The 15005-nt window shown below is 64.9% G+C and carries 15 protein-coding genes; 10 read left to right on the top strand and 5 right to left on the bottom strand.

The window, feature by feature from the left end; genetic code table 11:
• Window positions 1-2: 2 nt before the first annotated feature.
• From BraRD5C2_RS17360 to BraRD5C2_RS17340, 5 genes are all read left to right on the top strand, one after another.
• Complete coding sequence (locus BraRD5C2_RS17360; protein WP_223969935.1) at window positions 3-977, top strand: NAD(P)H-dependent flavin oxidoreductase; 975 nt, start codon at window positions 3-5, stop codon at window positions 975-977.
• Window positions 978-1003: 26 nt separating this feature from the next.
• Window positions 1004-2221, top strand: a complete 1218-nt coding sequence (locus tag BraRD5C2_RS17355; RefSeq protein WP_223969934.1) for an ABC transporter substrate-binding protein — start codon at window positions 1004-1006, stop codon at window positions 2219-2221.
• Window positions 2222-2386: 165 nt separating this feature from the next.
• Window positions 2387-2875, top strand: coding sequence for a DUF417 family protein (locus BraRD5C2_RS17350; RefSeq protein WP_223969933.1), 489 nt, complete (start codon window positions 2387-2389; stop codon window positions 2873-2875).
• A gap of 527 nt (window positions 2876-3402) precedes the next feature.
• Window positions 3403-4566 (top strand): serine hydrolase, encoded by a 1164-nt coding sequence (locus BraRD5C2_RS17345; protein WP_223969932.1) that lies wholly within the window; start codon window positions 3403-3405, stop codon window positions 4564-4566.
• A gap of 131 nt (window positions 4567-4697) precedes the next feature.
• Window positions 4698-5030 (top strand): hypothetical protein, encoded by a 333-nt coding sequence (locus BraRD5C2_RS17340; protein ID WP_223969931.1) that lies wholly within the window; start codon window positions 4698-4700, stop codon window positions 5028-5030.
• 7 nt (window positions 5031-5037) lie between these two features.
• Here BraRD5C2_RS17340 and glgA read toward each other — a convergent pair whose 3' ends face one another.
• Together glgA and glgC are read right to left on the bottom strand one after the other, a co-directional pair.
• Entirely contained in the window at window positions 5038-6492 is a 1455-nt protein-coding gene (gene glgA, locus BraRD5C2_RS17335; RefSeq protein WP_223969930.1) for a glycogen synthase GlgA, read from the bottom strand.
• Window positions 6489-7751 (bottom strand): glucose-1-phosphate adenylyltransferase, encoded by a 1263-nt coding sequence (gene glgC / locus BraRD5C2_RS17330; RefSeq protein WP_223969929.1) that lies wholly within the window; start codon window positions 7749-7751, stop codon window positions 6489-6491. The genes glgA and glgC overlap by 4 nt, the downstream gene beginning before the upstream one ends.
• Window positions 7752-7996: 245 nt before the next feature.
• Between glgC and BraRD5C2_RS17325 the strand changes: the two genes are divergently transcribed.
• The 4 genes from BraRD5C2_RS17325 to BraRD5C2_RS17310 all read left to right on the top strand — a co-directional run bounded on the left by BraRD5C2_RS17325 (window position 7997) and on the right by BraRD5C2_RS17310 (window position 10646).
• A complete protein-coding gene (locus BraRD5C2_RS17325; protein ID WP_223969928.1) occupies window positions 7997-9229 on the top strand; it encodes a rhodanese-like domain-containing protein in 1233 nt (410 codons plus the stop codon).
• 102 nt (window positions 9230-9331) lie between these two features.
• On the top strand, window positions 9332-9760 hold the full coding sequence (locus tag BraRD5C2_RS17320) for an SRPBCC family protein (protein ID WP_223969927.1): 429 nt from the start codon (window positions 9332-9334) through the stop codon (window positions 9758-9760).
• A complete protein-coding gene (locus BraRD5C2_RS17315) occupies window positions 9757-10182 on the top strand; it encodes an EVE domain-containing protein (RefSeq protein WP_223969926.1) in 426 nt (141 codons plus the stop codon). Before BraRD5C2_RS17320 ends, BraRD5C2_RS17315 begins: the two co-directional genes overlap by 4 nt.
• Window positions 10179-10646 (top strand): MarR family winged helix-turn-helix transcriptional regulator, encoded by a 468-nt coding sequence (locus tag BraRD5C2_RS17310; protein ID WP_223969925.1) that lies wholly within the window; start codon window positions 10179-10181, stop codon window positions 10644-10646. Before BraRD5C2_RS17315 ends, BraRD5C2_RS17310 begins: the two co-directional genes overlap by 4 nt.
• Before the next feature lie 54 nt (window positions 10647-10700).
• Here BraRD5C2_RS17310 and BraRD5C2_RS17305 read toward each other — a convergent pair whose 3' ends face one another.
• Window positions 10701-11696, bottom strand: coding sequence for an NHL repeat-containing protein (locus BraRD5C2_RS17305; protein WP_223969924.1), 996 nt, complete (start codon window positions 11694-11696; stop codon window positions 10701-10703).
• Between the two features lie 160 nt (window positions 11697-11856).
• Here BraRD5C2_RS17305 and BraRD5C2_RS17300 point away from each other — a divergent pair, with 160 nt between their 5' ends.
• Window positions 11857-12078: a hypothetical protein gene (locus BraRD5C2_RS17300; RefSeq protein WP_223969923.1), complete on the top strand. Its 222-nt coding sequence runs from the start codon at window positions 11857-11859 to the stop codon at window positions 12076-12078.
• 116 nt (window positions 12079-12194) lie between these two features.
• Here BraRD5C2_RS17300 and BraRD5C2_RS17295 read toward each other — a convergent pair whose 3' ends face one another.
• Together BraRD5C2_RS17295 and BraRD5C2_RS17290 are read right to left on the bottom strand one after the other, a co-directional pair.
• A complete protein-coding gene (locus BraRD5C2_RS17295) occupies window positions 12195-13493 on the bottom strand; it encodes a serine hydrolase domain-containing protein (protein ID WP_374708012.1) in 1299 nt (432 codons plus the stop codon).
• A gap of 107 nt (window positions 13494-13600) precedes the next feature.
• Window positions 13601-14977, bottom strand: a complete 1377-nt coding sequence (locus tag BraRD5C2_RS17290) for an aminotransferase-like domain-containing protein (RefSeq protein ID WP_223969921.1) — start codon at window positions 14975-14977, stop codon at window positions 13601-13603.
• Window positions 14978-15005: the final 28 nt, after the last annotated feature.

Raw genomic sequence — 15005 nt, 5'->3', positions numbered from 1 at the left:
TCATGCAGGCCGCTGCCCGCCGGAGCGCGCTCCCCGCTGCGATCGCAGATCGGCTTCGTCTGCCGCTGATCGCAGCTCCCATGCTGCGCGTCTCCGGCGTCGATCTCGTGACGGCGGTCTGCCGCTCCGGCGCGATCGGCGCGTTTCCGACCGCGAACGCCCGCTCGGTCGAGGAGCTCGATGCCTGGCTTACCCGGATCGGGCGCAATGTCGCAGATCTTGGCCGGCCGGCAGCGCCGCATTGTCCGAACCTCATCATCCGCCAGCCGCGCTTCAAGGACGATCTCGCCTGTCTCGTCCGGCACAAGGTCGAGATGGTCATCACCAGCGTCGGTTCGCCGGCGGCGGCGGTCGCGCCGCTGCATGATGTCGGCTGTCTCGTGCTCGCAGACATCGCCTCGCTTCGTCATGCCGAGAAGGCAATCGAGGCGGGCGCCGATGGTCTGATCCTGCTTACCGCAGGTGCCGGCGGCCAAACCGGCTGGGCCAATCCATTCGCCTTCGTGCGCGCGGTGCGCGCCATGTTCGACGGGCCAGTCGTGCTCGCGGGCGGCGTGACGGACGGTACCGCGCTCGCCGCAGCGCGGCTGCTCGGCTGCGATCTCGCCTATATGGGAACGCGTTTCATCGCGGCGCGTGAGAGCATGGCGAGCGAGGCCTATCGGAGGATGCTGGTCGACAGCACGCTCGACGATATCATGCTGACGAAGGCCTTCACCGGCCTCGATGCCAGCATGCTGCGGCCGTCGATCGTCGCCGCGGGCCTCGATCCCGCAAATCTCGACGAGCAGGTGTCGGAAGCGCGCGCGCGCGAAAAGTTCGGCGGAAAGAACGACGCGGCAGGACCGCGGCGCTGGGCCGACGTCTGGAGCGCGGGTCATTCGGTCTCGGGCGTGCAGGCGGTGACGGGGGCCGCCGACATCATCGACGAGGTCGCCGCGCAATATCGCGTGGCATTCGAACGAGGCGCCGCATAAGGCGTCCAATCCAGTGGAGGAAACCGATGAAGACGATCAGCCGTCGAACGCTGCTCGGGACGGCAGCTTCTGGGCTCGCGGCATCCATTGGCGGCAAGGCATTTGCCGGCGCCTCCTATGATCCCGGCGCCAGCGATCAGGAGATCCGCATCGGGCAGTTCGGACCGCTCAGCGGCCCGGTGTCGTCGTTCGGCGTCCTCGCCAACGCCATGGATGCCTATTTCCGCATGCTGAACGAGACCGGCGGCATCAACGGCCGCAAGATCAAGTTCATCAACTATGACGACGCCTACAGCCCGCCGAAATCGGTCGAGGCGGCGCGGCGCCTGGTCGAAGGCGACGAGGTGCTGTTCATCGCAGGCGCGATGGGAACGCCGGGCAACATCGCCGTGCAGAAATACATGAATGCGCGCAAGGTCCCGCAGCTGTTCCTTGCAGCGGCCGCCAGCAAGCTGTCGGACCCGGCGGCCAATCCGTGGACCATGGTCGGCGGATCGACCTACGAGATCGAGGGAGGCGTCGTCGGCCGCTATATCGCCGCTACCATGCCCGATGCGAAGATCGGCCTGCTGTATCAGAACGACGATGCCGGCAAGGCAACGCTGGCAGGGCTGAAGTCCGGTCTGGGCGCCAGGACCGCGCAGATCACCTCCGAGCTGAATTACTCGGTCGGCGACCCGACTATCGATTCCCAGATCGTCCAGATGAAATTGTCCGGCGCCGACGTGGTGTTCCTCATCACGATCCCCAAGATGGCGAGCCAGGCGCTGCGCAAGATGGCTGCGCTCGCGTGGCGGCCGCAGATCTTCCTCGGTGCCGGCAACGCCTCGGTGCGCGCGACGTTGCAGCCCGCGGGTTTCGAGACCGCGCAAGGCATTCTCGCGTTTGCGACACGGATGGACCCCGGCAATCCGCTCTGGGCCGACACGTCGGACATGAAGCAATACATGGCGTTCCTCGACCGCTACGTCCCGAACGCCGATCGCGCCGACGACCTTTACGCCATCGGCTACACCGCCGGGGCAACGGCCGCCCACGTCATCAGGCAATGTGGCGACCAGCTGACGCGGGCCAATATCCTGCACCAGGCGACCAGCCTGAAGGGCTTCCCCGCGCCACTGCTGATTCCTGGGATCACCCTCAACACCACCCCGAGCGACTATGTGCCGATCAAGCAGTTTCAGCTGATGCGGTTCAAGGGCGAGGCCTACGAGAAGGTCGGCGAGTTGCTCTCGGCGGCTTGAGGCTGCTGCCGTCCGCCGGCCGCGCCGATCACCTCATCTGCACATCCTTGTGAAGGACGTGACGGCCTCCCGCGCGTAACGGGCGCGGGGTGCGCTGCGTAATCCTGCCACGAACGCCGCAACCGCGGTCGATGCTGGCATCGCAGCAAGGGAAGAAACATCCGCATGAATCTGTCGTTCAACATCGCCGAACACGGCGAGGGGTCTTACCGTCTGCTCGCGATCCTGCGCTGGGTCATGGTGGTGATCTTCGTGTCGTTCGGCATGCAGAAGTTCACGCTGCAATCGGCACAAGGCATCGCGCAATTCATCAGCAACAGCCCGTTCGTTTCGTGGCTGTCGGTGTTCGGCCTTCGCGGCGAGGCCTATGTGCTCGGCGTCACGGAGTTCGGCATCGCCGTGCTGCTTGCCGTCGGCGCGTTCAGCCCGATCCTGTCTGCAATCGGCGCGTTGATGGGCGTGATCACCTTTACAGTGACCTGGTCGTTCTTCTTCACGACACCGGGGGTGGTGAAGTGGAGCCTGTCGACCGATCCGATGGCCTGGAACCTGGCCGGCGAGTTCCTGTTCAAGGACATCGTGCTGCTCTGCGTCTGCCTGGTGCTGCTGCTGGCGTCGTTGCCGCGGTCGATCGTGCGGTCGCGAACCGGATAGGCGCGCGCGCCGCGCGTTCGATAGTTAAGCCATGCTTAACCACGGCATCGCGCGCGTCCTGCATCGGGAACAGGACAATCCGTCGCAGGCAGCAGTATCTTGTCAATCGAATCTCATGGGCCTACGCAACCCTTGATTGACGAATTGTTGCTAGTAAGAAACCGTCCCCGGTTGGGAGCGGAATGTGACGAAGCCAGACATATCGGCGGCGAGCCCGGCAAGCGTCGGCATTTCCTCTCTGTCGAAGCACGCTCCCCGTATTTTCAAACGCGCAGCATTTTTTAGTTCCATTGCAGTTCCCGCGCCGTGGCTGGAGTGGGAGGGCGGTCGCGATCGTGGTTTCCGGGTGTGACCGCCGGAACAGCGATCGGGCCGCCCGTTCCCCAGCGGAACCGGCAACGGTGCAAAACGCGCGATCGTGAATTCGGACGTGTGGGTTCCATCGCTAGGATCGCGATGTCGCCATCTCGCGATGGCTGAACAGGTCCTGCGGGTCACATCGCAACATCGTCCAGAATTCGTTCTGCATGAGACAATGGCTCTTGAGACAACGGCTGTTCGCCCGGATCGCGGCGGTCCTGCTCGCCCTTGCCGCCAGCATGCTGACGGCGGCGCGGGCTGATTCCGACATGGATGCGCAGATCAGGGACATCGTCACGACGGAGCTGGGGCCAACCGCGACCGCGGCCGATCCGGGCGGCCTTGCCGCGGCGGTCTATGCCGGGGGCCGGCTCGCCTTCTTCAACTACGGTTTCGCCGACACTACGGCCAAGCGGCCGGTCACCTCGGACACGCTGTTCAACCTCGCCTCGCTGCGCAAGCTGTTCGAGGCGACGCTGGTCGCGCTCGGCACCGAGCGCGGTGAATTGCGGCTGGACGATTCCGTCGGCCAATATCTGCCCGAGTTGCAAGGCAACTATATCAGCCGCATCACGATCGGCGAGCTCGTCAACCATACATCGGGGCTGCTGCTGCCGACCGATCATCCGCCATGGCCGAACGAGACCTACAGCCGCGATCAGTTCATGGCGATGCTCAATGCCTGGACGCCCCAGAAGGGAGAGCAGCCGGGCAAGCAGCGCATCTACAGCCATTCCGGCTATGTCCTGCTGCAGCTGGTGCTGGAGCAGCGCTATCGCATGCCGATCGCGACGTTGATCGAGCGCCGTATCCTCAAGCCGCTCGGGATGACTTCGACCTTCGTTCCGGATCGTGGCGAGGACAATCGCGCGGCACTGGCGCAGCAGATCATGCAGCGCATGGTCCAGGGGTACTCCCACGACGGCACGGCGATCGGCCCGCCCGGCAATCAGCAGAGCTATTACGATTTTCCCGGCACCGGCCAGATGTTCTCGTCGGCGCGCGATCTCGGCATTTTGCTGCGCGCCTGTCTCGACGGCGCCGTGATCGATCCCGAACTGCGCGCCGCATTGCAGATGACCATGCACGAGAGTTTTCGTGTCGATGCGAAGTTCGGGCAGGCGATGGCGTGGGAGCATGTACGGCTGGACGGTGTCACCGTCATCGACAAGCCTGGCGGCCTCAACAATGCCTCGGCCTATATCGGCCTGGTCCCGGCGCATAGGTTCGGCATCGTGCTGCTCGCCAATCGCGGCGACTATCCGCACGAGATCACGCGCTACAGGATCCTGCCGGCACTCGCGGATCTCATCAAAACCCAGATACATTAGCGGTGCGGCGTGCCAATCGGATGACACGGCCTGCGCGGCCGGGCAGGGGATGCATGCAAAAATCGTCGTGGCGCAGAACCGTGATCGGCTATATAAACCGGTAGCTTCTTCTCCTACTTGAAGAGGCTGATATGACTGATTTACAAAATTCTGATTTGCACGCTCCTGATCTGCATACTTGGCTTTCGCAACAGCCGCACGGTTTGCGAACCTTCAGGACTTTCCAGCAAAAACTAGAGACCCTAGGCAAGGACGACCCGGAGCAACGCGGCGTTTGCCGGCTTCTGAGCGGCCTCGTCGGCAACTACGTCGAAATCTTCGACGAGGAGCCGCTGCCGGTCGCGATCGCCGACCGCGCCTATGGCCGCCTGCTCGATCTCGTCGCGAGCCTTGATCTCAAGGGCAATCCCGATCGGCGCCTGGCCGACATCAACCGCATCGCGTCCTGCGATCTGTTGAACTGATCGCGCGTCATCCTCGCGCGGCGGCGAGCTCGCGATAGAGCGCGGCGTAGCGGCCGGCGCGATTGTGCCAGGAGACATCGGTGGCCATGCCGGCCTGTTGCAGCCGGCGCCAGGTCACCTTGTCGTTGAACAGCAGGTTCGCCGTGCGCAAGCCGTGGGCGAGCGCCTCCGAGGTCACGGGTGCGAACTTGACGCCGGTTGCGGCACTGCCGGTGATCGCGGCTTCGTCGAAGCCCAGCACGGTGTCGGCAAGGCCGCCGACATTGGCAACGACCGGGACCGCGCCGTAGCGCAGCGCGCAGAGCTGGGTGAGGCCGCACGGCTCGAACCGCGAGGGCACCGCGAGCGCATCGGAGCCTGCCTGGATCAGATGCGCCAGCGCCTCGTCATAGCCGATCACGACCGCGATCCGCCCCGGATTGTCGCGCGCCAGCACGGTGTAGCGATCCTGCAGATCGCGATCGCCGCTGCCGAGCAGCGCGAGCTGAATGCCTTCGCCGAGCAACGTCGGAATGTTCTCCAGCAGCAGGTCGAGGCCCTTCTGCCATGACAGTCGGCTGATGACGCCGAGCAGCATCGCATCCGGCGCCGGATCGAGCCCGAAGCGGCGCTGCAGCGCCGCCTTGTTGGCTGCGCGCTCCGCGATTTGCGCGGCGCTGAAGCGTGCCGCGATCGCGGGATCGGTGGCGGGATTCCACACATCGATGTCGATGCCGTTGAGGATGCCGCTCAGCACGTCGGCGCGTTCGCGGAGCAGGCCGCCGAGCCCCATGCCGCCTTCGTCGCTCTGGATCTCCTGCGCATAGGTCGGCGACACCGTGGTGATGCGGTCGGCGAATTGCAGGCCGGCCTTCAACAGGCTGATGGTGCCGTAATATTCGACGCCGTGAAGCGAATAGGCCTCGCCCGGCAGGCCGAATGCAGCCAGCATGTCCGGCGAGAATTGCCCTTGATAGGCGAGGTTGTGCACGGTCATCACCGTGCCCGGCCGCGGCTGCCCACCGTAATGCAGATAGGCCGGCGCGAGCCCGGCCTGCCAGTCATGCGCATGCACGATGTCGGGGACGAAGCTCTCGATTGCACCCCGGCCGATTTCGGCCGCCATCCGCGACAGCGCCGCGAAGCGGATGCCGTTGTCGGGCCAGTCGCGTCCGTCGGGGCCGACATAGGGATTGCCGGGGCGCGCATAGAGATGCGGCGCGTCGAGGGCGAGAAGGTCGAGGCCGCCATGCGAGCCGCCGAGCACGCGGATCGGCCCGCCGTAGAATTCGCCCCAGTGCAGCAGCGTTTCCGCCGAGGCCAGCGCCTTCAGCACATCGGGATAGCCGGGCACCAGCGTCCGCGTGGCGACGCCGTGCTGCTTAAGCGCCGCCGGCAGCGCGCCGACCACGTCGGCGAGGCCGCCGGTCTTGACGATCGGGTAGACTTCCGAGGCGACCGCGAGGACGCGGATCGGCGTCATGTCGGGAGCCTGTCGATCATCGATTGCGTGATCAGCGTGATCCCGTTCTCGGTGGTGCGGAAGCGCTTGCCGTCGAATTCGGAATCCTCGCCGACCACGAGCCCTTCCGGAATCCGCACGCCGCGATCGATCACGACGTTTCGGAGCCGCGCGCCGCGGCCGACATTCACATAGGGCATGATCACTGCGTTCTCGACACTGGCGTAGGAATTGACGTGGACACCGGTGAACAGCAGCGACCGACGCAGCGCCGCGCCCGAGATGATGCAGGCGCCGGAGACCAGCGAGGTCACCGCCTGGCCGCGCCGTCCGTCCTCGTCGTGGACGAACTTGGCGGGCGGCGTGATCTCGGCATAGGTCCAGATTGGCCATGACCGATCGTAGAGGTCGAGCTCGGGCACCACATCGGTGAGATCGATGTTGGCGCCCCAATAGGCGTCGACGGTGCCGGCATCGCGCCAGTAGGAGCGGGGATCGTCGCCGGAACGGACGCAGGAATCGTTGAACTGATGCGCGATCGCCCGGCCGTGCTTCACGATATAGGGGATGATGTCCTTGCCGAAGTCGTGGGCTGAGTTCGGGTCGGCCGCATCGCGGCGCAATTCGTCGAACAGGAATTCCGAATTGAAGACATAGATGCCCATGCTGGCCAGCGACTTGTCGGGCTTGCCGGGCATCGGCGGCGGATCGGCCGGCTTCTCCAGGAACGACTGGATCAGGCCGTTCTCGTCGATATGCATGACGCCGAAGCCAGAGGACTCCGTGCGCGGCATTTCGAGGCAGCCGACCGTGACGTCGGCGCCGCTTTCGACATGCTGCTTCAGCATGATCTCGTAGTCCATCTTGTAGACGTGATCACCGGCCAGCACCAAAATGTACTTGGTGCCGTGTGCCTCGATGATGTCGATGTTCTGATAGACCGCATCCGCCGTGCCGACATACCACATCGTCTCGGAGACGCGCTGGCTCGCAGGCAGGATGTCGAAACTCTCGTTCCGCTCCGGGCGAAAGAAGTTCCAGCCGCCTTGGAGGTGCCGGATCAGGCTGTGCGCCTTGTACTGGGTCGCCACCGCGATGCGGCGGATGCCGGAGTTCACTGCATTGGAGAGCGCGAAATCGATGATGCGGGATTTGCCGCCGAAATACACCGCTGGCTTGGCGCGCTTGTCGGTGAGCTCCTGAAGTCTGCTGCCGCGTCCGCCGGCCAGCACGAAAGCGAGGGCGTGACGCGACAATGGTTCATTTCCGACTGGTCTCATGGTCATCCTCCCAGGACTTCAGGCTGGCCCCGCTACCTTCTCTTGTCCGGAAGGCCTGATCGGGCGCAACGGGGCCGATTGGAACGTAGCAAGCGCGCCCCGGTTGGGCAAAGCGGGATGGCGGATTTTCGTTCCCGAACCGTGGCTCGCGAAGATCGGGGTTGCGGACCGGTTAAGGCTATTGACGGCGCGCGATTTCGGCCTAGAGCAGGCCTGCGAATTTTCCCGCCCAAGGCCGGCTTCTCATGACAGTTTTGTCCGTCACACCCCAGAACATCCGTGCAACGCTGTTGCTGCGCCAAGAGATAGCGCTGCTCGATGTCAGGCATGAGGCGGAATTCGCCACCGGCCATCCGCTGTTTGCCGCCAACATGGCGGCCGGCCGGATCGTGCTCGAAGCCGAGCTGCGACTGCCGCGCAAGGACGTGCCGATCGTTCTCTATGACAATGGCGAGGGACTGGTCGCTGCCGCGGCCGGCGAGTTGCAAGCGCTGGGCTATGAAAACGCTGCGGCGCTCGCGGGCGGCTTGCAGGGCTGGAAGGCGGCCGGCTACGAGGTGTTCGAGGACGTCAATTCCTACGCCAAGGCGTTCGGCGAACTGGTCGAGTCGCGCAGGCACACGCCGTCACTCAGCGCCGACGAGGTCGCCGCGCTGATATCGGACAAGGCCAACATCGCGATCCTCGATGTGCGTCGGTTCGACGAATATGCCACGATGAACATCCCTGGCTCGGTCAGCGTGCCCGGCGCGGAGCTGGTGCTGCGTGCAGGGAGCGCGGCGCCCGATCCCGACACCACCATCATCGTCAACTGCGCCGGCCGCACCCGCTCGATCATCGGCACGCAGTCGCTGATCAATGCCGGACTGCCGAACAAGGTGCGGGCGCTGCGCAACGGCACGATCGGCTGGACGTTGGCGAAACACGAGCTCGAACACGGCGCCGGCAAGCGCGGCGACGTCGGGCCGTTCGAGGGCGCCGCCGACAATGCGCGCGACGTCGCCTATCGCGCCGGCGTCCGCCACATCGGCGCGGCTGAACTTGCCGTGCTGGAAGGGGACGCACACCGCACGCTGTATCGCTTCGACGTGCGCGACGCCGAGGAATACGCCGCCGGTCATCTTGCCGGCTTCCGCCACTACGCCGGCGGCCAGCTGGTGCAGGAAATCGACATGGCCGCGCCGGTGCGCGGCGCGCGCATCGTGCTGACCGACGACAGGAGCATCCGCGCCGACATGACGGCGTCCTGGCTCGCGCAGATGGGCTGGGAAATCTATGTGCTCGACGGCGGCTATGAGGGACGGCTCGAAGTCGGACCGCCGCGCGTCGTGCCTAGGCCCGATCCCGCGCATCGTTACCGCCGTCCCTATGAAGGCACCGGCGTCGCAGAGCAGGCGATGCAGGCCTATCTCGATTGGGAATACGGCCTGGTCGACCAGCTGCGCCGTGACGGCACGCATGGATTCTACGTGATCTGAGAACGGGGGATTTGGTCGGGCAGGCGGGGCGTCGGGAAGCGCTTGCATTCCTATACTATGCGTGCTTATAATATGCACACATAGTATAGACGGAGAGAGCGCATGACCGCACGACCTGTCTGGCAGACCCAATTCGGCATCGAGACGGCCGCGAGCCCGGAGGAGATCTGGGCGCTGTTCCAGGACGTTCCCGGGTGGACACGCTGGAACGCCGGGATCGAGTCGATCGCGCTCGAGGGGCCGTTTGCCGTCGGCACCAGCTTTGTCATGAAGCCGCCCGGCGAGGAGGCGCTTCGGTCGGTGCTGACGGAGGTGCGCGAGAACGAGTGCTTCGTCGACGAGACCCGCGTCGGCGATCTCGTGATTGCGGTCGCGCATCGGATCGAGCGGCTGGATTCGTCGCGCACGCGCATCACCTACGCGGTCGACGCACAAGGCGAGGGCGCAGCCGAGATCGGCCCGATGATTTCGGCCGACTTCCCCGCCGTTCTGGCGGCGCTCGTGGCCGCCGCGGAGGGCAAGCGGTCATGACCGGCTGGCTCGGTGTGGTGTCGCGCAGCCACGTGCAACGCGGCCTTGCGGGCGGCTTTGCACAATTGTGCCACGGCAAGGCGCAGGCGCTGCGGCGAATGCAGGCGCGCGACTGGTTGATCTATTATTCGCCGACGATCGAATTGGGCGGCGAAGCGCTGCGCGCATTCACGGCGATCGGCCGGATCGCCGATGACGAGGTTCACAAATACAATATGGGCGGCGGCTTCGTGCCGTTTCGCCGCCGCGTGCGCTACGAGGCCACACGTGAGGTGATGCTGGACGATCTCAAGGACCGCCTCGCGCTCTGTGCTTCCCCAAACTGGGGCATGGCCCTGCGTCGGGGACATCTGTTGCTGACAGCAGGTGATTTTGCCACCATTGCGCGCGCCATGGACGTGAGAGGTACCGCGGCGGCATGAATACCCGAAAACCCACCGACCCGCCGTTGCCGACGCGCTTTTCCGGTCCGGCCGAGAGCCCGGGCTTCCTGCTGTGGCGCGTCTCGAACGCCTGGCAGCGCCGGCAGCGTGCGGCGCTGCAGCCACTCGGCCTGACACATTCCCAGTTCGTCATCCTGGCCTGCGCTACCTGGTTCGGTGAGAAGGAGACCTTGACTCAGGCGCGGATCGGCGAACTCACCGGTGTCGATCCGATGACGACATCGCAAATTGTGCGCTCGCTCGAATCCCTGAAATATCTGACGCGACGGACGCACCCCGACGATCCGCGTGCGAAGATGATCGTCGTCACCAGCGCCGGGCGCACACTGGCGCAGAGGGCGGTGGTGGTCGTCGAGCAAACCGATGCCGCCTTCTTTCGTGCGGTTGCCGATGATGCGGGCGGCCTTGTCAAGCTCCTGCAGGTGCTCGCAACGGACGAATAGCGCGCGGGGCAGGCTGCTCGCCCATCCCGCGCGCCGATCGCCGAATCTGACTTTTTACTTCGGCAATGCCACCGGCGTCAGCTTGAACGGGCCGGGGTCCTTGCCCTTGTTGTCGCCGATCACGTAGGACAGTTTGCCTTCGGCGACCCAGCCGACATCGCCGACCTGCGTCACCGAGACTGGCTCGGCCAGGCCATCCTTGATGGTGTCGATGGTGGCATCGCTGCCCTTCACCGTGACCTTGTCGAGCTTGCCATTGCCCTCGATCAGCAGGAGACCGCCGCCATAGGCGCGCAGCGCGTCGGCATGGTCGAGCGGCCGCGACGGCTTCAGCTCCGTCACCGCGCCCGCCTTGCCGTCCTTGATTTCGATCTTGAACAGCTTGGCCGGAACGAAGGTCGTGACATAGAGGTTGCCGTCGGCGCCGATCGCGATGCCGTCGAGCCCGACGCCGTCCTTGGCCGGCGCGAGCTGCGGGTCGGTGGCGAACGTCGCCAGCGCGGTGCCGCCCGGCTTCAGGCTGTAGACGATCGGCGTGAAGGAATCGCTGACATAGGCGGTGCCGTCGGCGCCGACCACGATGTCGTTGCAAAGCGATTTCGGATCGCTCAGGGCAAAGCTGCCCTTCGGCGCGCCGCTCTTGAGATCGAAGGTCTTCAGCCAGGCGCCCTTGGTGTCACTCGGCCCCGCGACGCCGAATCCAGAGATGTCGTTGGAGCAGACATAGAGCGTGCCGCTCTTCTCGTCGGCGAGTACGCCGAGCGTCGAGCGGCTGTCGCCGGCACCCGGCTTGACGAGTTGCTCGGCCTTGCCGCCGGATATCTTCGTTACGCCGCCGAGGTTGAAGCTGCCGACGTAAAGCGTCCCGTCGGAGGTCGAGGTCACGCTCTCCGGGAAACTCTTGTCGGGAACTCCGACCGGAGCGGTTTCGGCGCGCACTATGCCGGCCGTGCCGAGCGCAAGGATGATAGCCGCTAGCGATGCGCGGCGGATATTGAGCAGTTCTCCCATTGCGCGCGGATGTGCCGCGTCGCCGTTCTTTCTTATCATGATCGCGTTTCCTCGATGAACCTGGTTGGACCAGGCAGGAATTGTGAGGCGATCGTCTCCGGTCGATGGTTGTTGTCTGCAGGGTTCCCGACCGGATTGTTCACCCGCCTGCCTTGTCGTCTCGATATATACGATAGTATATAGCGTGAGGGAAGCAGCGATGGCCGGAGGGCTCGGCATGGAACGGGAATTGGCGGCGTGCCACCAATGCGTGTGCTGCGGTGGTGTCATCGACGGGCTCGCCGACGATGGTGCGATCGGATTCGAACCACGGATCGGCTTGTTTACGGATGAATGTGCGTTCGTCTGCAACGAATGCACCACGAGCCTGATCGCGGCAGCAGCACGGCGCAGACAGGAACCGGTTCGGCGGAAGTCGTAGGGCGGGGGCTCTCAATCCCGTCATTGCGAGCGAAGCAATCCATCCATCCGTTTGCTCGCGGATAGATGGATTGCTTCGTCGCTTCGCTCCTCGCAATGACGAAGTTGCTGCGGAACTTAGTCCGGGCTAAACGCGTCGTAGACCAGTTTCCGGAACGTCGGCGTGATGCGCTGGCGTTCGTTCTGGGTCTGCTCGAGCATGATGTAGATCATGTCGAGCTTCGGATCGACGCCGAAATAGGTGCCGCTGCCGCTGTCCCATTTCAATTCGCCGATCGAGCCGGGCGGCGGTGGCTTGGCAATGCCAGGATCAGTGCGCACAGCGATGCCGTAACCGTAACCGAAACCGTCGCCAGGGAAGTACCAATAGTCGCGGCCGACCCCGGAGCCCGGTCCGATATGATCCGTTGTCATGGTCTTGAAGGCGGCAGGGCTGAGATAGCGCTTGCCGTCGAGCTCGCCGCCATTGAGCAGCATTTGCGCGAAGCGCGCATAATCGAGGATGGTCGACACCAGGCCGCCGCCGCCGGATTCCCACTCCGGATGCGCGCGCCGGTCGTTTTCGCCTTCGATCAGGATCGTGTCCGAGGGCAATGGTTCGGCCAGCCGCGTCCGTTCGGTTTCCGCATCGAGCACATATCTGGTGTCGTTCATCTTCAGGGGATCGAAGATGCGCTCCTTCTCGAACTGATAGAGCGACTTGCCCACGACGATCTCGACCACCCGGCCGAGCACGTCGGTGGAATGACCGTAGCGCCACATCGTGCCCGGCTGGCGCGACAGCGGCAGCTTGGCCAGCCGCGCCACGAATTCCTTGTTGTCGAACTTGCCGTCGAACAGATGTCCGTTGCGGTAGAGCTTCTGGATCCAGTCGGCGCCGATATATTCGTAGGTGATGCCCGAGGTGTGCCGCATCAGGTCCTCGATCGTGACCGGGCGGATCGGCGGCACCAGCTCGAGCTTGCCGAGATCGTTGCCGCCATCCGGCTCGATACCGACCTTCACGTCGGCGAACGCCGGAATGTATTTCGACAGCGGGTCCTGCGGCGACAGCTTGCCTTCGTCGACCAGCATCATCGCGGCGGTGTTGGTGATCGGTTTGGTCATCGAATGCAGCGCGAACATCGTGTCCGGCCGCATCGGCGATTTGGTCGTGACGTCGCGATAGCCGAAGGTCTTCAGATAGACCGGCTTGCCGTGCTGCTGGATCAGGATGGCGGCGCCTGGAATTTTTCCTGTCGCAACCTCGTTGTCGAAGAACGCGGTGATGCGTTCGAGCTTCTCCGGCGATGGGGCAGGGGCATCGGCGGCGCGGGCCACACTTGATGTGACAAGTGCAAGACAGAAGATCGCGGTCCCAGCCCCGCGAAGCGTCCGCACGGCACGCCGCGCTGTCCGGTCATATCTGCACGACATTGAAAAGCCCGCCCCTGCCTGATGCCATGAACGCCGCGGTTTTAGCGCAGGCGCCCCCGCACCATAATCATTTTCGGGCGAGTTTATTCCCTAACGATGGTCGAAACTCATACAATTTGCGTGGCGCCGACCGGCGTGCGCACGGCATTCGACAGCACCTGCAGCGCCTGGCTCAGCTCGGCACGGTTGCGGGCGGCACCGAGCGAGACGCGGAGGCCGCGCGGCGCGGCATCGCCTGCCGCAAAGGCGTCTTCGCCGACCACCGCGAGACCGTTGCGCATCAGATGCGACAGCAGGTCGGTGCCGTCGAAATGTTTCGGCAGCGGCATCCAGAGATGGTGGCTCGCCGGCCGCGCCGCATAGGCGACGCCTTTGAGGAAGCGGGCCGCGAGCTGCTGGCGCGCGGCCGCCTCGTTGCGGATAGCGCGGATGATGTCAGCGGCGATGCCGGAGCGCAGCCATTGCGTGACCAGCGCGACCATCAGCGATGGCGGCATCTGCATGGTGGCCTGCATGCCGGCGCGCATCCGTTGCTCGGCGCTCGCATCGGGCGCCAGCAGATAGGCGACGCGCAAGGCCGGTGCGATGCACTTCGCGATGCTCGCGGCAAGGTAGGTGCGTTCGGGGATCAGCGTGGCGATCGGCGCCACCTGCGGTTCGAGCGGGCCGTAGACGTCGTCCTCGAGCAGGACGCAGCCGCGCTTCCTGATGATGTCGGCGATCGCCTTGCGCCGCGCCGCGCCCATCGTCGCCGTGGTCGGATTCTGTTGCGTCGGCACCAGATACACCGCCTTCGGCTTGTGCTTGCGGCAGGCCTCGTCGAGCGCGTCGGGACGGGCGCCCTCGGCGTCCATCGCAACGCCGACGAGGCGGACGTCGAGCCGCGCCGCAGCCACCTTGATGCCGGGAAACGTCAACGCCTCCGTCACCACGACATCGCCGGGCGAGGTCAGCGCCAGCAGGGCGTTGAAGATGATCGCCTGCGAACCCGGATAGATCACGATCCGGTCGGCCGATGCCTGTGGCACGCGCGGCTGCAGCCACGCGGCGCCGGCTTCGCGTTCGTCGGCGGTGCCGCCGGGACGCGTATAGCCGAGATAGGCTGAAAATCCGGCCTCGGAGCGAATGGTCGCCAACCCTTGCGCGATGCGCAGATCGAGATTGGCCTCCACCGGCTGCGGCGGCAGGTTCATCGAGAGGTCGATGTTGACGGGGGCTGATAGCTCGGACGCCGCGCGCGCGGTGGTCTCCGAGACGAAGGTGCCTTGTCCGACCCGGGCGTCGAGCAGCCCGCGCCGCCGCGCCTCACCATAGGCGCGCGTCACCGTGGTGAGATCGATATCGAGCGCCGACGCCAGCGCACGATGGGTCGGCAGCCGCTGGCCGCGGACCAGCCGGCCGCTTGCGATGTCGGCGGCGAGCGCATCGACGATGCGCAGGAACATCGGGCCGTGCCATTCCGAAACTGTAGGGATCCAATCCATGCAATCTAGCGCTTTGTCTTGATTGTAT

The organism is Bradyrhizobium sp. RD5-C2, from assembly GCF_019972155.1.
Lineage (GTDB): Bacteria > Pseudomonadota > Alphaproteobacteria > Rhizobiales > Xanthobacteraceae > Bradyrhizobium.
This window is presented reverse-complemented; position numbering and strand designations above follow the sequence as displayed.